At 60.9% G+C, this 17,993-nt stretch carries 16 protein-coding genes; 4 read left to right on the plus strand and 12 right to left on the minus strand.

The features are described 5' to 3' along the window. Positions 1-68: 68 nt before the first annotated feature. Both BMW89_RS04330 and BMW89_RS04335 read left to right on the plus strand, forming a co-directional pair. On the plus strand, positions 69-821 hold the full coding sequence (locus BMW89_RS04330) for a class I SAM-dependent methyltransferase (protein WP_143062711.1): 753 nt from the start codon (positions 69-71) through the stop codon (positions 819-821). Positions 822-871: 50 nt separating this feature from the next. Beyond that, on the plus strand, positions 872-2,077 hold the full coding sequence (locus BMW89_RS04335) for an HAD-IIIA family hydrolase (RefSeq protein ID WP_092022989.1): 1,206 nt from the start codon (positions 872-874) through the stop codon (positions 2,075-2,077). A gap of 86 nt (positions 2,078-2,163) precedes the next feature. Here BMW89_RS04335 and pseB read toward each other — a convergent pair whose 3' ends face one another. The 8 genes from pseB to BMW89_RS04375 are packed head-to-tail and all read right to left on the minus strand — an operon-like array spanning position 2,164 to position 10,471. Continuing rightward, positions 2,164-3,165, minus strand: a complete 1,002-nt coding sequence (gene pseB / locus BMW89_RS04340) for a UDP-N-acetylglucosamine 4,6-dehydratase (inverting) (RefSeq protein WP_092022991.1) — start codon at positions 3,163-3,165, stop codon at positions 2,164-2,166. A 52-nt stretch (positions 3,166-3,217) separates the two neighbouring features. Further along, positions 3,218-4,057, minus strand: coding sequence for an SDR family oxidoreductase (locus BMW89_RS04345; RefSeq protein WP_092022993.1), 840 nt, complete (start codon positions 4,055-4,057; stop codon positions 3,218-3,220). Between the two features lie 13 nt (positions 4,058-4,070). After that, positions 4,071-4,832 (minus strand): SDR family NAD(P)-dependent oxidoreductase, encoded by a 762-nt coding sequence (locus tag BMW89_RS04350; protein ID WP_092022995.1) that lies wholly within the window; start codon positions 4,830-4,832, stop codon positions 4,071-4,073. After that, on the minus strand, positions 4,829-5,677 hold the full coding sequence (locus BMW89_RS04355) for a sugar phosphate isomerase/epimerase family protein (RefSeq protein WP_092022998.1): 849 nt from the start codon (positions 5,675-5,677) through the stop codon (positions 4,829-4,831). The genes BMW89_RS04350 and BMW89_RS04355 overlap by 4 nt, the downstream gene beginning before the upstream one ends. Further along, positions 5,674-6,435, minus strand: coding sequence for an SDR family oxidoreductase (locus tag BMW89_RS04360; protein WP_177195811.1), 762 nt, complete (start codon positions 6,433-6,435; stop codon positions 5,674-5,676). The genes BMW89_RS04355 and BMW89_RS04360 overlap by 4 nt, the downstream gene beginning before the upstream one ends. Further along, a complete protein-coding gene (locus BMW89_RS04365; protein WP_092023002.1) occupies positions 6,428-7,129 on the minus strand; it encodes an acylneuraminate cytidylyltransferase family protein in 702 nt (233 codons plus the stop codon). The genes BMW89_RS04360 and BMW89_RS04365 overlap by 8 nt, the downstream gene beginning before the upstream one ends. Continuing rightward, positions 7,126-9,045: an N-acetylneuraminate synthase family protein gene (locus BMW89_RS04370; protein WP_092023004.1), complete on the minus strand. Its 1,920-nt coding sequence runs from the start codon at positions 9,043-9,045 to the stop codon at positions 7,126-7,128. Before BMW89_RS04370 ends, BMW89_RS04365 begins: the two co-directional genes overlap by 4 nt. A gap of 28 nt (positions 9,046-9,073) precedes the next feature. Then, positions 9,074-10,471, minus strand: a complete 1,398-nt coding sequence (locus BMW89_RS04375; RefSeq protein ID WP_092023006.1) for a GHMP family kinase ATP-binding protein — start codon at positions 10,469-10,471, stop codon at positions 9,074-9,076. A gap of 372 nt (positions 10,472-10,843) precedes the next feature. Between BMW89_RS04375 and BMW89_RS04380 the strand changes: the two genes are divergently transcribed. Next, a complete protein-coding gene (locus BMW89_RS04380; protein WP_092023008.1) occupies positions 10,844-12,805 on the plus strand; it encodes a hypothetical protein in 1,962 nt (653 codons plus the stop codon). Here BMW89_RS04380 and BMW89_RS04385 read toward each other — a convergent pair. Genes BMW89_RS04385 through BMW89_RS04400 form a run of 4 tightly spaced genes read right to left on the minus strand, consistent with a single transcriptional unit; the run spans position 12,802 to position 16,069 of the window. Further along, on the minus strand, positions 12,802-13,542 hold the full coding sequence (locus tag BMW89_RS04385; RefSeq protein ID WP_092023010.1) for a cytidylyltransferase domain-containing protein: 741 nt from the start codon (positions 13,540-13,542) through the stop codon (positions 12,802-12,804). The two genes, BMW89_RS04380 and BMW89_RS04385, sit on opposite strands and share 4 nt — an antisense overlap. Continuing rightward, positions 13,543-14,103 carry a GNAT family N-acetyltransferase gene (locus BMW89_RS04390; RefSeq protein WP_092023012.1) on the minus strand — a complete coding sequence of 187 codons (561 nt, stop codon included), beginning with the start codon at positions 14,101-14,103 and terminating at the stop codon, positions 13,543-13,545. After that, positions 14,100-15,191, minus strand: coding sequence for an N-acetylneuraminate synthase family protein (locus tag BMW89_RS04395; protein WP_092023014.1), 1,092 nt, complete (start codon positions 15,189-15,191; stop codon positions 14,100-14,102). Before BMW89_RS04395 ends, BMW89_RS04390 begins: the two co-directional genes overlap by 4 nt. Further along, a complete protein-coding gene (locus BMW89_RS04400) occupies positions 15,188-16,069 on the minus strand; it encodes an SDR family oxidoreductase (protein ID WP_177195812.1) in 882 nt (293 codons plus the stop codon). Before BMW89_RS04400 ends, BMW89_RS04395 begins: the two co-directional genes overlap by 4 nt. 246 nt (positions 16,070-16,315) lie before the next feature. Here BMW89_RS04400 and BMW89_RS04405 point away from each other — a divergent pair, with 246 nt between their 5' ends. Beyond that, complete coding sequence (locus BMW89_RS04405; RefSeq protein WP_092023018.1) at positions 16,316-17,953, plus strand: carbamoyltransferase family protein; 1,638 nt, start codon at positions 16,316-16,318, stop codon at positions 17,951-17,953. Positions 17,954-17,993: the final 40 nt, after the last annotated feature.

Below are 17,993 nucleotides of genomic sequence, written 5' to 3' on the forward strand. Positions count from 1 at the left end.
ATTTACTGTCTCTACCTCACCGTGCTTAGCTTGTTTTAGGTAGAGACTTCAGCATAACGGAGAGATACGTGTTCCGACTGTCAAAATACCATCCGCGGGTTGTGCTGTGGCGCGCCTTGACGAATATGGGGCCGCTACCGGTGTTGGCCCGTTCGAGGGACGCAGCCACTTGGCAGAATTTTTGGCGAACCGAAACCCTGGATGCCGTGTTCGAAAGTTATGCGAAGGGCTCGCCCCTGCGAGATTGGTTCGCAAGGAAATGCGTCGATCTCGGTCCGCAATCAATGGTCGAACTGGGGTCGAACGTCGGAGCCAATCTGCAGGCTCTCTGGAAGGCCGACAGCAATCTCAAGCTTTACGGCATCGAACTTAACGAAAACGCCGTGAACTGGGGCACCAAGAACATGCCCGACGGATGCGGCATTCGCCTCATGACGGGTTCGATGGCGGACATCGAGGGCGTCCTTGCGCGCAATGGGGTAGATGGCGTCGACATCGTCTATAGTTGCGCCGCTACGATGCACGTCAACGACGAGATATTCGCCGCCGCCAAGAAGCAGGCGCTGAAGGTCGCACGCAAGGCCATCGTTCATCTCGAATACAACGCGTGGACGCCAGCCGAGATGCAGAACGGCCGCAATTGGCGATCGTCGTTCTTATCTGACCGATGGATTCGCGATTATGTCGCCGAGTACGAATCGATGCCCGGTGTCACCCGTGTCGAGTGCTTGCGCGTTCCGCCGGAAATCAACATTGCCAGAAATATCGGTCGCCTGTGGGTCAATGACATGACTGCCATGGTCATCGTGCACCTGCAATAAATGCACGTTGCGATTGACCGAAAGCTTGACGACTGCCTCGAGGATACGTCGTGCTGAAGCAGGCTGTTGTACTGGTTGGCGGTCTCGGGACCAGGCTGGGCGAGCGGACGCGATCCGTTCCGAAGCCGCTGCTGGAAGTCGCCGGAAGGCCGTTTCTCGATTACATCCTTGACGAATTGTCGCGTTATGCAGCCATTGAAAGCATTGTGCTGCTGGCGGGCCATCAGGCGGATCAGGTGGTCGAGCGCTACGAGGGCCGCCGCTGGCGTGGAGCATCGGTCTCGGTGGTGTCCGAGCCGGCTCAACTAGGCACCGGCGGCGCCCTGAAACATGCGGCTTCGCGGCTGGAGGACAGGTTCTTTCTGCTCAACGGCGACTCGTTCTTCGACTTCAATATGCTTGATCTGGCGGTCGAGGCGGCGAAATCATCCGCAGTGGTCCATATGGCACTGAAACGGGATCAGGCCGGCGAACGCTATGGCAGGGTCTTGCTTAACGGCAATGCGGTGAAGAGTTTTCTTCCCGCTGGCTCGCAGTCGAGCGGTCCAATCAATTCGGGTGTTTATTGTGTCGATCGAGAGATCCTTTCCTTCATCGACGAGGTGCCTTGCTCGCTGGAGCAGGGTGTCTTTCCGCTTCTGGTCGAACAGGGGAAGTTGAGGGCGGTCGTCTATGATGGGTTCTTCATCGATATCGGCATTCCCACCGATTTCGAGCGCGTCCAACGCGAGCTTCCGGAAACGGTGCGCCGCCCGGCAGTGTTTTTCGACCGCGATGGCGTGCTCAATGTCGACAAGGCTTACGTATACCGGACAGAGGATGTCGACTGGATCGCCGGCGCGCGCGAGGCGATCAAGCTGTGCAACGACCGTGGCTATCTGGCGTTCGTTGTGACCAACCAGTCCGGTGTCGCGCGCGGCTATTACGGGGTCGACGACGTTCACCGGCTACACGACTGGATGAACCAGGAGCTCGCCAAAGTCGGCGCGCATATCGAGGAATTCCGGTATTGTCCGTACCACGAGGACGGTACTGTCGAGGAGTATCGACGCGCGAGCGATCGGCGCAAGCCGGCGCCGGGGATGATTCTGGATTGCCTCGAGGGCTGGCCGGTCCGAAAAGGGTCCAGCCTTCTCGTCGGCGACAATTCCCGCGATGTCGAAGCGGCGGTCGCGGCCGGCATTCCCGGGTATCTGTTTGAGGGCGGCGATCTCGCAGCCTTTATCCGTCCGCTGCTTGGATCGAGCGGCGGTTGATTCGGCGGCCGATGCGCGCCGCCGCTGCTATTGGGTCAGACGGTCCGACCGCAGTACCGGGGGACCGCGGCGTCGTCCATAGGGGATCAGTCAGCCGCTATTCGGTTGAATTCCCGGACCTCGGGAATGTCGAGGAAATGATCGTTGCGGCCGGAATTGTATTCGAAACCATCCGGCACCGGCTCTCCGCGTTCGCCGAGCTGGTTGGTGATGTAGTCGACATCCCTGCGGTAGAACTTGATTGTCGGTTTGATCACAAAATGATCGTGGAAACGCAGCGTCAGGTGCGAATCGTCGGTCGGACACATGATCTCGTGCAGCTTCTCGCCGGGCCGGATACCGATCACCTTGGTCGGCAGGTTCGGGGCCATCGCCGCGGCCAGGTCCGTAATACGCACTGAAGGGATCATCGGAACGAAAATCTCGCCGCCCGACATGCGCTCGAAACTTCGATGCACGAAATCGACGCCTTGCTGCAGGGCTATCCAGAAGCGCGTCATGCGAGGGTCGGTGATCGGCAGATGATCGGCGCCTTCGGCGATTAGCTTGTTAAACAGCGGAACGATCGACCCTCGGGAGCCGACGACGTTGCCATAACGCACGACGCTGAAGGTTGTTTTGTGTCCTCCGGCCATGTTGTTCGCAGCGATGAAAAGCTTGTCGGACGCGAGCTTGGTGGCGCCGTAAAGGTTGATGGGTTGGGCAGCCTTGTCGGTCGACAGCGCAATGACCTTGTCGACATTGGCCTCAAGTGCCGCCTGGATAACGTTTTCGGCGCCGTGAATGTTGGTCTTGATGCATTCCATCGGGTTGTATTCGGCAGCCGGCACCTGCTTCAGGGCAGCGGCGTGAATGACGAAATCGATACCCTTCATGGCCGTGCGGAGGCGTTCGCCATCGCGTACGTCGCCGATGAAATAGCGCATCGGAGCATGGTCGAACGTCTGCTGCATTTCGTATTGCTTCAGCTCGTCGCGCGAATAGACCACGACACGGCGCGGCTTGAAATTCTTCAAGACATTGCCGACCCATTTGCGCCCGAACGATCCGGTGCCGCCGGTAATCAAAATGGACTTGTCGTTGAACATGTTGGATTCTGCGCCGGCTCGTCGTTGCCAAAGATTGGGGGGATGCGGCTGGTTACCACACGCTCCTGCCCCCGTCCATGATCATGTTCTGGCCGGTCATGTAGCTCGACGCGTCGGAGCAGAGGAACTGGATTGCCGAGCGGTATTCGTCGACCTGCGCCATGCGGCCCATCGGAATCAGGCGGGTCAGCTTCTCGACGAAAGCGGCGTCCTGGTTGTTGAAGACCCCGCCGGGCGAGATGGCGTTGACCCGCACGCCCTGATCCGCCCAGTAGGTCGCGAGGTATTTGGTCAATCCGATCAAGCCATGCTTGATGACCGAATAGGTCACGGGTTTGACCGGCTGTTCCTCCTCCTGCGTCACATTGGGCTGCCGGTAGAGCCGCTGATCCGGCGCGATCACGCCGAGGTCGGAGGCGATATTGAGGATTACGCCGTGGCCGCGGCGGGCCATCGCGCCGCCGAACACCTGCGAGCAAAGCATCGCGCCGGTCAGTCCGACCGCGATCTCCGTCTGCCACTGCGGAATTGGAAAGGCCTCGAAACGCGACGAGTGCATCACGCCCGGTGACGACGTCACCTTCGGATCGATCGCGGCGTTGTTGACGAGAATATCGACCGAGAATCCGCGGCGCGCGAGGTCGTCGCCGACGGCGCGAACCGACTCCAGTGATGTGACGTCAAGGGCCGCCGGTATCATATTGGCCGACGGTGCATCCGCCTTGATCGCGGCGATGGCCGCCTCGGCCTGCGCCATTCTGACGTCTGTCACGACCACGTGCGCACCGGATTCGACGAGCGCTGCGACGTGCTGACGTCCCAACAATCCGCCGGCGCCGGTCACGAGCGCAGTACGTCCCGTCAAGTCGTAGCGAGGGGAGGGGCCGGTCATGGAACGCTCCTGTTCAGCTGCGCAACTGTCCGCCATCGGCCACCATCACGGTGCCGGTGATGAACGCGGCACGAGGCGAGGCGAGAAAGGCAACGACGTCTGCGACTTCCTCCGGTTTGCCGAGCCGGCGCAACGATACCTCGCGCGCCAGCATGTCATCGACGGCGGTTCTGTCCTCTGCGACCTTGCGCGACCAGGTGCCGCCTTCGAACAGGATATTGCCGGGCGCCACCGCGTTGATGCGGATACCCTCGAGCGCCAGCGGCCGGGCCAGGCCCCGCACCGTCGCATTGAGTGCGGCCTTGGCGGCCGAATAGGTCACGGGCGCGCCGAGCGCGGCGAGCCCGCAGATCGAAGACACGCAGATGATCGCGCGGTCGCCGCTGCCGCGGCTCATGATCGGTCGTGCGGCCTCGATCATGTTGGTCGACGCGAACAAATTGACGCCCATGACCCGCGACCATTCCGCCGCGGTTTCCTTGCCTGGGGATACCGAGGCGCCGCTGCCGACATTGCACACCAGAATATCGATCCCGCCCCAACGCTTTTCTATTTCGCCCGCAAGCCCGAGAGCCGCGGCGGGGTCGGTGACGTCGGCGAGGTGAAGGGAGACATTGCCGCCGATGTTACGACCGGCCGCCTCGAGGTCGTCGTGGCCGCGTGCCGCAAGCGCGACCTTGGCGCCCTCGGCGGCGAGCGTGTGCGCAATCGCCAGACCGATGCCGCGGCTGGCGCCGACCACGAGGGCGACCCGATCGTGAAGCTCGAGGTTCATCGCGCCGCTTCCTCGAGCCATCGAACCGTCATGTCGCGGTATGTTGCTAGTGCGCCGGCGTGATCGCCGTCGGCGGCGCGCGCGGTCTGTAGAATGTATTGACCGACATATCCGGACTGCTCGATCAGCCGGATCGCCTTGCCGAGTTCGGCGGCGCCAGTGCCGAGCGGCACGGTGGTGCCGCCACGCAGGCGATCTTTTACATGCACATTGAGAATGCGCGACGAATAGGCCGAAATTTCTTCGGTGCAATCATAGCCCAGCGAAGCGCTGTTACCGATGTCGTAGTTGATGCCGAATACCTCACTCGGAAGTTTGGCAATGAATTGCGCGAGAGCTGCCGCAGGCAGATCGGATTCAAATACGATTTTGACACTTTGCTTCGACAGCGAGGCCGAACGCGCGAGCAGGACATGCAGCAGTGCCTCTTCCTGTTCGGCTTTCTCGATCTTGCCGTTATCGACGAGCGGGATCACGACAAATTCCGCGCCAAGCGCGCTGCAGGAGGCGAGCACCAGATCGAGGTCGGCGACCAGGGCTTTCCGCGCGTCGCCGCTGGTCTTCCAGAACGGCGCCTGCATGAAGCAATCGCCGGTCAGGCTGGAAATCCGCAGTGCGTTCCGCCGCGAAAGATCGAGAATTTCCCTCTTCCCGGCTTCGGTCGTGAGCGGATTCTCGTGCAGCCGGTCCTGGTCGATGGTCCATTCCATCCCGGTGAGACCGAGCGCATTGGCGCGGGGAAATTCCTCGCGCCACTCGCCCCAGGGGAATGCCTGGATCTTGCCGTCGACCATGGCCGACAGTCGTCCCTGCATGAAGCCGATGCGTTCGAGGGATGTCTTCACGGTTTGCGGTCCGAATTGATGGCGAGTCCTTTGGTGGTCCAGCCGCCGTCCACGAACAACTCCTGTCCGGTGACATAGGCCGAGGCCGACGATGCCAGGAAGATGGCCGCGCCGACCAGATCGTCGGGATTGCCCCAGCGCCCGAGCATGGTGTGCCGCCGCCGGTCTTCGTGCATGGCCGGGTCAGCAAAGCTCGCCGCGGTCATTTCGGTTGCGACATAGCCGGGTGCAAGCGCGTTGACCCGAATGCCGTCGCCCGCGTAGTCGGTGGCGAGCGCACGCGTCAGGCCCGCAAGCCCTGCCTTGGCTGCGACATAACCGGGATTGCCGGGAAAGCCCCTGATCGAATTGATGCTGGTGACGTTGATGATCGAGCCGCCGCTCGCCTTTCTCATGAGCGGGTAGGCGGCAAGGATGGTCGCGTAGACGCCCGTCAGGTCGGTCGCCAGCGTATCGCGGAATCTCTGTAGCTCATCCCTGGTGCCGCCAGGAAGGCTGATGCCGGCCGCGTTGACCAGCACATCCAGCCGACCGCTCTGCTGCGAGATTTCGTCGAAGGCGCGCCGGATCGCGGCATCGTCCGACAGGTTGCAGGCGATCGCAGCAACGCCCTCGGGCGCAGTGCCCGAGCGGCTGATGCCGAACACGGTGGCGCCGGCGGACGCAAAGCCGTGTGCGATCGCAGCCCCAATACCGCGTGATGCGCCGGTGACGAGAGCGGTCTTTCCTTCAAGCGAGAAAGCCTTGAGGTCAGGCATAGCCATAACTGCGCATGATTGCCGCACATAGTTTGATGTCTTCGGGACGATCGATCTGGAACATCTTGTGGCGCTCCATCAGGTGCATCCCGATGCGGCCGCCGAGCCGGTTTTGCTGTTCACGCAACAACGAGGGCACCAATACGTAGAACGATCCGTTCTCGAGATAGCGCTTTTCGATCTGCTGGCGCATCCGCCGATTGTGATAGTCATAATTTATCGGCTCCGGGCCGTTGGCGCCGATGCGCCAATTGAAATAATCCTCGACCTCGCAGACCGAGAGCAGGCTGTCGAGTTGTTCGCGCTCGAACGTCTCCAGCGCGCCCTCGATGTCGCTAGCCTCCCTGATCGGCGACGTCGCCTGCAAGGCGACCACCCGCTCGAACGGACCAAGCCGGCCATCGATCGCTTCGAGTGCGTGAAGCCATGCCGATTCCGATGAAGCCAAATCGCCGGAAATCTCGTCGGGCCGCCGAACACCAACGGCGCCCGCGGCTTCGGCCGCGGCCAGGATCTCGTCGCTGTCGGAGGAGACCGCAACGACGTCGACGCCACGCGCGGCGGCGGATTGTATCACGGTCCACGCCAGCAATGGCTTGCCGCAGAGGTCGATCAGATTCTTGTTCGGGATTCCCTTTGAGCCGCCGCGTGCAGCGATTACCGCTAGCGTGCGTCCTCCTTTGCGTGCCGTCATACCCGCCCCTCGAGGCGTTCGAGTGCGATCCAGAACCCTTCACCCATATTCTTGTGGCCCTGCCAGATCTCTGGAATGAAGGAGGCGTCCGGAGCGTGCTTGCGCAGTACCGCGCCGACTTGGTCGAAATCAATCTCACCCTCGCCAACCTGCAAACCTTCGCCGTCGAGCCCCTTAGCGTCGCCGAAATGCAGGTGCGCGGTATGCGGTCCGAGCTGCGCCAGGCCCTCGGTGAAATCGAAGCCGAAATGATTGGCGGCAAGCTTGGTGTGCGAAATGTCGACGCACATCCGCAAGTCATGCTTGGCGCAGAATGCGGCGGATTCCTCAGGGAAGATAAAGATGTTCTGGTGGCGCTGTCCGCCGAAGTGCCACGGGAATGGCGCCATGGTCTGCGGGATCAATTCGACGCCTTCGAGATCCAGTTCTCCAAGGCTTTCGGCAAAGATCCGGTAGCACTCCGCCTTCTGGTCCGGCGGCAGCGGCTCATCCATGGTGAAGCCGCCGATATTGGCAACTATCGGTGGGCGTTTTGTCCCTGGAAAGAATTTCTTCAGGCCGCGCGTGATGTCGATCACGGCTTGGGTCTGTTCCAGAGAATATCGCCGCAATGTCTCATCCGAGGTAGCAAGATCCATCAGCTTGCTTCCCGCAAAAAGTTCCGGCGCATGCACCACGAAACCGAGCTCGTAAGTGCCGGACAAATACGCCGCCGGATCGCGCTCCATGTCGCTGTAGCTCAAATGGAATTCGATGATGTCGGGCTGGCAGATCTCAAGGAAGCGTTCGGCGTCGTGATAGCGGACCGGTACGCCCCAGGGCCGGTCGAAGCGATAGCGCCGCGCTTTTGACGCGCCTTCATCGAGGTCGCTCTGGAAGAAGTAGTCGTCGGCCGACATCGCCCGGCCGATGCGTCGGCCGATCAGCGCCGGCATCTTGAGCGGCGACAGGCCCTGGCCCGGGCTCTTCACCGCAATATCGTCGTCGGAAATGATCGTGCCGGCGGCGATGTTGCGCGTGGCAACCAGGCTCTTCGCCAGATTTTCCCGATTGATCAATTCGCCTTGACTGAGTGGGCGCTCCGCCAGCTTCTCGCCGCGTGCGGCTTCGATCTCGCGGATCCCGCTCACCAGCGCCTTGAATTCCTCGGGCTCGAGGCTCGCAGCATGATCCGGGCCTTCCATCGACCGGTCGAGGGTGATGTGACGTTCGATCACAAGCGCGCCGAGTGCGACGGCGCCGATCGAAACCGCGATGCCGCGCTCATGGCCGGAGTAACCGACGGCGGGATGAATCTCTCGCAGCGTTTCCATGAAGCGCAAGTGAATATTGTGAAGGGCGGCGGGGTAAGTACTCTGGCAATGCAGCAGCACGTAGCTGGCCGCGCGCTCGTCGAGGAATTTCGCCGCCGTCTTGATCTCGTCCGTCGTGCTCATACCGGTCGAGACGATCAGTGTCTTGCCAGTGGTGGCGAGTTTGGCCAGCAGGGGAAGATTAGTCAGATCGGCGGAAGCGACCTTATAGGCCTCGACGCCAAACGTCTCCAACACCGCGACGCTGGTGGCGTCCCAGGGCGTGCAGAGATACTGAATGCTTTTGGATGCGCAATAGGCCGCGACGCGGCGCTGCTGGTCGGTCGACAGCCCAAAACGGCGCAACAGGTCGAGGGTATACTCGACCGCGAGGTCGTCGTCTTTTCCGGACAGGCTGGAAGCGCGGTAAACCTCGTCGAGCGTGCGCATCTGGAATTTGGCGCAATCGGCGCCGGCGGCTACCGCTGCGTCGACCAAGGCGATCGCGCGATCGAAATCGCCATTGTGGTTGTTGCCGACCTCCGCGATGACGTAGCACGGCCGGCCGTCGCCGATCGATCGGTTGCCGATCCGGAGAATGGGAGCTGGTTTGGTCGAACTCATCAAGGCCTTCTCGATTCTTGCGGGCAGATCACCGTCGGCGCTGCGCGACGTCGTCTGCCGATAGCGTCGGAAACCGCGATTTCCAGGTTCGCAGGCCGTGCTCCTCGAACGCAATGCGGGAGCAGCGCAAACCGTTGCCCTCCAGCGCTGTGATCAGCGGGTAGCGTTCGAATGGACGGACAAAGAACATGAAATAGCCGCCTCCGCCAGCACCAAGCAATTTGCCGCCCACCGCGCCGTTGGCCTTGGCATGATCGTAGACGGCATCGAGCTCGGTCGAGCTGATCTTGGCACTGAAGCGGCGTTTGGCGTGCCAAGCTTCGTCGATCAGGCGGCCACACTCCAGAAGCTGGCCGCGCAGCAAATGGTGTCGGATTTCACGCGTCACTTCCTTCTGCTTGGCTGCTGCTGCGACCGCGTCGTTGGTCTGATACTGGGCCTTCTGATCGCGATGGACGGCGCCGGAGTCGTGATTGAAGCCCGTGTAGCAAAGCACCAGGCTTTCCTCGAGTTCCGCGATGATGCTGGAATCGAGGCGAAGCGGGACGATGGTGTTCTGTTCCGAGGAGAACTCCATGTGGTTGAAGCCGCCGAACACCGTCGCATACTGGTCCTGCCAGCCGCCGGGAATGTTCAGCATCAGACGCTCTGCCTGAAAGGCCATTTCCGCGATCTCGTGGCGGTCCCATTGATCGGACCGGAACTCGTTGAAGCAGCCGATGATGGCCGAAGACACCACCGCCGAGCCGCCGAGACCGGATCCGACCGGGAAGTCGGCGGAAACTTCGAGATCAAATCCGTAGGCCGGCTGGATCAGGCGGACCACCGATTTGATCAGGGCCAGTTCGCCATCGCTGCCGAGACCGGCGAGATTATCGGCCTCGATGCTGCAGCGGAAGTCGTGGGAGTAGATCCGGATCCGCCCGTCGTTTCGCCTGCGCAGCGTCGCGTGCGCGTACATCGCGATCGTCGCGTTGATCACCGCTCCGCCATTGTCGACGAAGTAGTGCGTGAGGTCGGTGCCGCCGCCGGAAAAACTGATCCGCACCGGCGAGCGCGCGCGAGCGAACACTTCGCTTTCGTCGCTTAGGTTGAAGAGGTCTCGGCTGAACACGTCGATCAGCCGTCTGTCCGCATCGAGGATCGGGACGACATGCACCCGTTGATCGAGCAGTTTGAGGATTTGCTCGCGGGGGGCCCCGGCGCGCGCCCAGACGAATTCCCGATTGACGCAGTTCGCGACCTGATCGCCGACCGACATCCCTGTCAGCAGTCGCCGGCGAATGTCGCCGTCCGTCACCGCGCCGACGATTCGTCCCTCAGCATCCTCGGCAAACAGGATTCCTAGCTTATTGGCGTTGAGACGCCGAAATGCTTCGGAGATCGGTTCAGTCTCGGCAATGGTGAGGTGGCTCTTGTCTGCCAAGGTCCTGTGTCCAAAAGGTTGCAATCCGGCCCCGGTTCTGGGACGAGCCGTCCGGAAAAGCCTCTATTTTCGGCTCGTTAGATACGGTAGGGGGGCAGATCATGCAAGTTCTCGTGGAGTGGTGAATTTTGGCAGCCTATGCTAGCCGCTAGGGCCGCTGGGACGCTATTTCGAGGGCGGCTTGCGCCGGCGTTGTCGAAAGCGTCGGGCATGGAACATTCAAGTCCGGGGTCGGGGAACAGGTTCGCTCGCGTGGAGGCTGCTGAACACTATCTGGAGCCGTGGTTTCCCGCGCCAGGTCCCGTCGGTGTCTGGCCGCTCGCTGTGTCACCGTCAAACCCCGTCTGCTTTGCCGCAATTTTCGGATGGAGCATGTCGGCGGCTTCCGCGGTGATGTGCGCCATCGTGCGATGGCCATTGGGGAGTCCGCACTGGTTCGTCTTCGTCAAGGCTTTCCTGCTGCTGGGAGCCGTCATCTCTGCGGCGATCCTGACCGTGGGGAGGGTAGAACGGCGTGGCGGGTCCCACGCACTCGTGCTGATGTCCGTCCTGGCGGTGATGTTTCTGCCATGCCTCGTCTGGCCGTTTGGCCGTGCGGTCGATCTTGTCGTGTACCCCCTACTGCTTGGCTTGTTCGCGACCGGCATCGCACAAACTGTTGCGGCAAGGCTCCGCATGCCGTTCAATCAATCCTTGCCGGCCGTGGGGTCTGGAGTCCTTGCCGGGCTTGGCTACTTCCTGTTGGTCAATTCCCTGGGCTTGGCCACCGTGCTCTCCCCAGAGCAAACGCTTGTGGGCGTTCAAAACCTGGACACGCTGTTCCATGCGTCGATCGCGAATATGCTGATCAAACAGGGCGCGTTGAGTACCGGTCTCGATGGCTTCGTGTCGATCAAGTATTACTTTCTGTCGCATATTTGGTTGGGCTGTCTGGGTCTCTGGCTGGGCACGGATACGCTTAACAGCTACTATGTCGGCGCGCAGGTCGTCGGCATCCCGCTGCTGTTTTTCAGCCTGTCGCTTGCCAGCTACTTGCTGCGGCCACCCGGAAAGCGGCTCGCCAATGGCGCACTGGTCGTGCTGTTTCCGCTGCTGTTGCTGTTGATCTCCGAACTGTGGGGATGGACGAACTATCTTGTATCGGAATCATATTTTCTCGCGATGATCATCTTTCTGCTGGCTTTGCCTTTGGTGGCGGAGTTGGCGCGAACCGAAAAGCCTCACGGTCTCGGCCGCCAACTCTCATGCCTCGTCATCGCTGCGACCCTGATGGCGCTCTCCAAGCTTTCTGTCGGCATGGTGTTCTGCGCAGTGGTCGGCTATTTGACGTTGCGGCAATGCTTGTCTCCGACGGCCTTCGTCAAATTGTGCGCTCTGTACTTCGTGCCCGCTGCGCTCCTCGCCGCAGTTTTGTTTTGGGCCTTTGGCGGAATGGCACTTTGGTTCGATCCCTTACGCTTTGTTGGCGACTATCCCGAGGGCGCGTGGCCAAACATCGTCGCAAATCTCGCGCTAGTTTGTGCCGCCGTCGCGGTGTGGGGCTTGGGGAAGCTACAGGACAGGAAATGCGCTGAGGCTTTCACGATCATCGCCATTGCCGCAACGCTTCCTGCGTTGTTGCTGGAGGTTCCCGGTGCTGCCGCCTACTACTTCGTCAACGTCGGAACGTTCGCGGCGGTTGTGTTCATTGCTGCCTATGGCGGCCCAGTTCTCTACCGCTGGATCCCGAAATTTTTCAGGCCGGAGTTCATCGTTGCCGCGATCCTGCTCGTAACGCTGGACACGGATCAAAAGACAAACAGTCCAGGCGTATTCGCCGACGAACTCGTCGAGCTTCGGGCGCGCACGCGTGGTTATCTTGGAGAGGGTGCGGTCCCTGAAAAGGGCGATTGGCAACGCCTCGTTGCGCTGCTCGCCCCAAATCATTGGGCGCGCCGCGCGCTCGGGAGCGACGTGAAGCGGTTGGCGAGGGCCCAATCGCTGCAAACGCTGCAGGATGCCGGCGTGCCCCAAACGCCTGGTGCCGCCGTCTTCGTCCCGCCGGAAAATTCGCTCTACTGGTCAATATACAGAGATTGCCGTGCCACTTCATTCGTGATTCCGGCGGTCCTCGGCGTACCGATGCTACGAGGCCTCAATCCCTTTCTGCCCGAATGCTCCAACGAGCGGTATTATGGCTTCCCTGCCTACCCGCCCGATGCAGTTTCCCAGCCCTCGACGGACTCCGAACTTTGTGTCCGGGCAGCCAAGTCGGAGTTGAAGACCGTGTTCGTTCTCTCGGCGTTGGCCGTTGTCCGAAAGATCGATTGTGGCGGCCAGCAGGGCAAAGATTAGCTGTGAGCGGCGTTAATCGCCGCGATTTCAGGGTTTGCTCGAACCAGGTCTAAAATCTCGTGCCACCGGAAAACGCGGCCTTTCGACAACAGCTGCGAAAACACCGACCTTACGAATTCGAGATCGGCCGGATAGTCCACCGTCCAGCGCAGCTTCGACAGGTCCGTTGGGTATCGCAGAGGCATCAGTGAGTACTGTGACGGGTTGCGATAGAAGTGCGGCGTGACATGCTCCAGATCGTAGGCGTCGCTGGCGACACGATGTACGCGATCGAGTCCCTCGAACGTCATGACCTCGACGTCCAGGCCAATTGGATAGGTCGGTCCCAGCTCGGTTGCGGACCCAAGCTTGTTTGAAGTGTAGTCGGCGCCGTTCGCCAAATGCAGCGCAATGCAGGCATCGATCACATCAGGGTCCGCCAGTGGGCAATCGGCGGTCAGCCGTACCACGTGCTCCGTTGGCCCGAACGCCACGGCAGCAGCGTGATACCGGCTGAGCACGTTGCCAAGGCTGCCACGGAAGCAGGCGATGCGAGACGTTGCACAGAACTCGGCGACGGGATCGTCGCTTGCTTCGTCACTGGTGGCAACGACGATCTGGTCGGCCATGCGGCACGCCCTGACGCGCTCGATCTGGCGCAACAGCATCGGCTCGCCGCACAGATCCTTCAACACCTTGCCCGGCAATCGCGAGGACGAGATCCGGGCCTGAATGATAATGGTTGTTCTAAACGACATTCAGCCCCGCGATTTCCCGGCCTCGATCTGCTTTGGCGAAAATTCGTCGACCAGAATGCCGAAAAACAGGGAGTCGTGCCACGCCCCTTCCGCCCAATGCGTCTGACGGTGGCGTCCGTCCAGGGTAAAACCAAGCCGCGGCAAGAACGCCGTCTTGGCTTCGTCGAAATCATAGATTTCGCACCAGATGCGATGAAGCGCCAATTCCTCGAAGCCGAATTTCAGTAGCTGGGTCCCTGCATCGACGGCATAGACGTCGTCGATGTAGAGACGATCATGACCGATGTAGATCGAGAAATCGGCTGTCCGGTTGATCCAGTCGATGTAGCAGAGCCCACAGGCCCCCATCAGCTTTCCGCTCGCTGCATCGACGATCGCGAACATGCGGGTGCTCGGGTCATTAACGACTTTGCCGTCGTACCATTGTTGCTGCTGGGTGCTGCTCAGTTCGCGAAATTCGCGAAAATAGCGCCGGAGTTCGGGTTGATTGCGCCAGGCAAGCAATTGCTCAAGGTCGCTGGGTTCGATCGCTCTCAGGCCAACGTGTTTGCCCCTGATCATTTGCTTTCCACCTCGGCCAGATCTTGCTGCGTCAGCTCTTGGCCTCCCACCTTGTCGCAGATCAGGCGCCGCCCGAGCACGGTACCAATGCGGGACGGCGCGATCGAACCGGCTGGTGCCGGCCGAAGACACTCGAGATGATCGGCTTTCAACACGGTCCCGGCCGGCAAATCCTGCTTCAGCCGGACCGCGCGCCGCTGCACGACGGCGGCATCCTGTTCGTTGCCCTCGACGCGCTTGATGCCGTCGCCGAGCGCATATTCCAGCTCGCGCGAGCGATCGACCATCTCGCGCCAGGTCCTCGGGTCCATTGCAAACCCGTGGTCCGGACCCTTGCGTGTCGTATCGTCGGTAAAATGCTTTTCGATCGCACGTGCGCCAAGCGCGATGGCGCCGAGCACCGAGGCGTGCCCGGGCGTGTGATCTGACAACCCGAGCGGCATCCCGGGCCAATGCAGCGCAAACGCCTGCAGCACCCGCAGATTGACGTATTTGAAATTTTCCAATTCGCCGGTGTAATTGGTGTTGCATTGAAGCAGGCAAAGCTGGCGGTTGACGGCCAGCACGGCGTTGACCGCCTCCTCGACCTCGAACAGGCTCGAGGCTCCTGTCGCCAGCAATACCGGCTTGCCCTTCGAGGCAATGTATTCGATCGATTCAAGCCAGGTGATGTCACCTGAACCGATCTTAAACGCCGGAAGCAGATCAACGACGCGGTCGGTTGCTTCCTGGTCATACGGTGTCGTCATCCAGTCGATGCCGACCTCGCGGGCCGTTTCCCACAACGTCTGGTTCCAGTCGTTGTTGAGGCTGTATTGCTTGTAGACCTCGAAGACGGGCCGATCCCATTTGGCCTGATGCGACTTCGCGCCCCCGAGATTGCGAAAGCCGTAATCGCTGACGATCTTCGGCGCATTGAAATGCTGGAATTTGGCGGCATCTGCGCCGGCGTCCTTGGCGCGACGGATCAAGTCCTTCGCGCGCTGCAAATCCCCGTCGTGATTTGCCGCGATGTCGGCAATGAAATAAGCGGGGCGATCGATGGCGAGCAAGCGGCCGCCGATCTTCAACTCCGTATCGTAGTTCATCGACGAGTCCTATGTTCAGAAGCAAGAGCAGCGCAAACGTCTTCGAGAGTCGGTAGCAAGTGCCCCAGCAGGCGTTCGGCTTTACTGACGTCCAGTCCGACGCTTTCGGCGCGTACGGTGGGGAGACTGCGCACCGAAGCAACATCGGCCCAATCTAATTCTACACCCAATGCTGCCGCAAGCGCGTGGATGAATTGAAATTTGCTGGAAACCGTTCGGGAGGCGAGGTTGATGAGGCCAATCGCCTCAGCGTCGATGAGCCGGAAAAGCCATCGGGAACAAGCATCGGCATCAATGGTCGATGTGTAGAAATCGTCAAAAAGCCCTAGCGGGCGGCGATTCAAGATTGCGTCCACCGCCCATTCCGCGAATGTCGGCTGCGAGGACCAGCCGCGAAAGCCCGTGATATTGGTCCTGATCACGAGGCTGTCCGGCAACGCCCGAGCAAACGCCTCACCCGCATATTTGGACCGCGCATATTCGTTAACCAGCGCGACAGGGCTATCTTCCGTATGAAGACCGGGGCCGTCACCGGTAAAAAAATGGTCGGTCGAGACGTGGATAAATCTGGCTCCGGTGGTCCGGCATTGCTCGGCCATGACGGCAACGGCACGGGCGTTCACCAGATAGGCGCCGCCTGGATCGCGTTCGCAACTCTCCAGATTGGTGTTAGCCGCAGCATTAATGACCAGCGTGGGCGCGAGATGCCCAAACAGTTCGGCGATGTGTTGCGTGTCGGCCAGATCGACAGCAAAGTCGGCGCCCTTGCGCGCAGCCCCTGCAAGGTCGACGCCTCGCCGCCGGCCTTCCTTAACGATCGCTTGACCGAGAAGACCTGTCGCACCGAAGACAAGCAAGCTTGTTTTTCCTGCGTTCAATCGAGTTCTTCCTAGCAAGGTTTCATCTGATAGTTGCTTGTATGGCGGCGATGGGAGATTGGCAATCCGGACTAGGCAATGCCTTCACCCACCGCAATTGTTACAGGCGGCCTCCCGCTTGGTCAGTCTGGTCCCGGGAGAGCAAAAGCAAGCTTGGCGCGATGCCGCTTGCAGGCAAAATCGCCACTCTTGCCTGATTTACATTGCCTTAAGTTCCTATAGAACGCGCCCTAGAGGTATGCAGGCATGTATGTGATCGGAATCAGCTCGGGGATCAAGCACGGCCACCACGATGGCGCGGCGGTGCTGCTGCGCGACGGCGAGTTGATCGCCGCCGCCGAGGAGGAGCGTTTCACGCTCGCCAAGCATGCGCGCGGCGAGCTGCCCCGTGGGGCGATCGGTTTCTGCCTGAAGCAGGCCGGCATCACCATGCGCGACGTCGACTGGATCTGCTCGCCGCTGAAGACCTACACCAACTACACGCAGCGTCTGATCGAATACTTCAAGTACCAGTTCGGCCACAGCCCGAAGATCGAGCTCTACGACCATCATCTCTGCCACGCCGCGAGCTCGTTTTACGGCTCCGGTTTCTCCGAAGCGACGGTTGCGTGCTTCGACTTCTCGGGCGATTCCAGCTCCGGTTTCGTCGCGCATGCACGCGGCAACGACTTTCGCGTGCTGACACGGTTCGGCCGCCAAAACAGTCTAGGGCTCTATTACGGGATGCTGACTCAGTATCTCGGCTATCAGATGACCAATGACGAGTACAAGGTCATGGGCCTGTCCTCCTACGGCAGCCCCGACTATCTGGACAAGTTCGCCAAGCTGTTGCGTCCGAACGGGATCAACTACGAGCTCGATCCCGAACTCGACAAGCGCCGGCGCGACGCGGACATCTACACCAGCGACTTTTCAACGCGGCAGGAGCGCATCTTCACCGAGAAGATGGAGGAGATTCTCGGGCCGCGACGCTTGCGCGGCGCGCCGCTCGACCAGCGCATGACCAACATCGCAGCGAGCGGCCAGAAGCAGCTTGAGATCGTCACCACCGAAGTGATCCGGTCGGCGATCGCCGAGACCGGCTGCGGCGATGTCTGCATCGCCGGCGGCGTCGGGCTGAACTGCAAGATGAACATGGAGATCGCGGCGGAGCCGTCTGTGAAGCGTCTCTATGTTCCGCCGGTGCCGCACGATGCGGGCGTGGCGCTGGGCGCTGCGATGATGAAATGTGCGGAGGCGGGCCACACTATCTCGCCGCTGTCTCACGCGTACTGGGGACCTGAATACTCCAACGATACGATCCGCGAGACGCTCGACAAGATCGGTGCGCGTTTCGAACTGCTCGACGATCCCGTGGCAAGCTGCGTCACCGATCTGGCGGAGCAGAAGACGGTGGGCTGGTTCCAGGGGCGGATGGAGTACGGACCGCGCGCGCTCGGCAATCGCTCGATTCTGGCCGATCCTCGCCAGGCCAGCATGAAGGACCGCATCAACCTCACCATCAAATATCGCGAGGAATTCCGCCCGTTCTGCCCGTCGGTGCTGTACGAGCGCCAGGCCGAGTATTTCGAGGACACGTTCGACGCGCCGTTCATGGTGGTCACGTTTCCGGTCAATGAGAAAGTGGCCGAGACCATGCCGGCGGTGGTCCATGTCGACAACACTGCGCGCATCCAGAGCGTCCATGCCGACAGCAATCCGCTCTATAGCCGCCTCATCGGCGAGTTCGCGAAAGCGACCTCGCTGCCGGTTCTGATCAACACCAGCCTCAACATCAACGAGCAGCCCACGGTGAATGCGCCGCTGGAGGCGCTACACACGTATTTCTGCTCGGGGCTCGATGTGTTGTATCTGGGCAACTATCGGCTGTCGAAGTCGAGCTGAGTACAGGTGGCTTGGCGCCACATCGTCCCACAGAGCCCCG

The sequence above is a fragment of the Bradyrhizobium sp. OK095 genome (genome assembly GCF_900109945.1).
Lineage (GTDB): Bacteria > Pseudomonadota > Alphaproteobacteria > Rhizobiales > Xanthobacteraceae > Bradyrhizobium.

Coding starts and splice junctions, on each gene's coding strand:
- pseB (WP_092022991.1), bottom strand. CDS start 3,165: ATGTTCAACGACAAGTCCATTTTGATTACCGGCGGCACCGGATCGTTC.
- BMW89_RS04345 (WP_092022993.1), bottom strand. CDS start 4,057: ATGACCGGCCCCTCCCCTCGCTACGACTTGACGGGACGTACTGCGCTC.
- BMW89_RS04350 (WP_092022995.1), bottom strand. CDS start 4,832: ATGAACCTCGAGCTTCACGATCGGGTCGCCCTCGTGGTCGGCGCCAGC.
- BMW89_RS04360 (WP_177195811.1), bottom strand. CDS start 6,435: ATGCCTGACCTCAAGGCTTTCTCGCTTGAAGGAAAGACCGCTCTCGTC.
- BMW89_RS04365 (WP_092023002.1), bottom strand. CDS start 7,129: ATGACGGCACGCAAAGGAGGACGCACGCTAGCGGTAATCGCTGCACGC.
- BMW89_RS04370 (WP_092023004.1), bottom strand. CDS start 9,045: ATGAGTTCGACCAAACCAGCTCCCATTCTCCGGATCGGCAACCGATCG.
- BMW89_RS04380 (WP_092023008.1), top strand. CDS start 10,844: ATGTCGGCGGCTTCCGCGGTGATGTGCGCCATCGTGCGATGGCCATTG.
- BMW89_RS04385 (WP_092023010.1), bottom strand. CDS start 13,542: ATGTCGTTTAGAACAACCATTATCATTCAGGCCCGGATCTCGTCCTCG.
- BMW89_RS04390 (WP_092023012.1), bottom strand. CDS start 14,103: ATGATCAGGGGCAAACACGTTGGCCTGAGAGCGATCGAACCCAGCGAC.
- BMW89_RS04395 (WP_092023014.1), bottom strand. CDS start 15,191: ATGAACTACGATACGGAGTTGAAGATCGGCGGCCGCTTGCTCGCCATC.
- BMW89_RS04405 (WP_092023018.1), top strand. CDS start 16,316: ATGTATGTGATCGGAATCAGCTCGGGGATCAAGCACGGCCACCACGAT.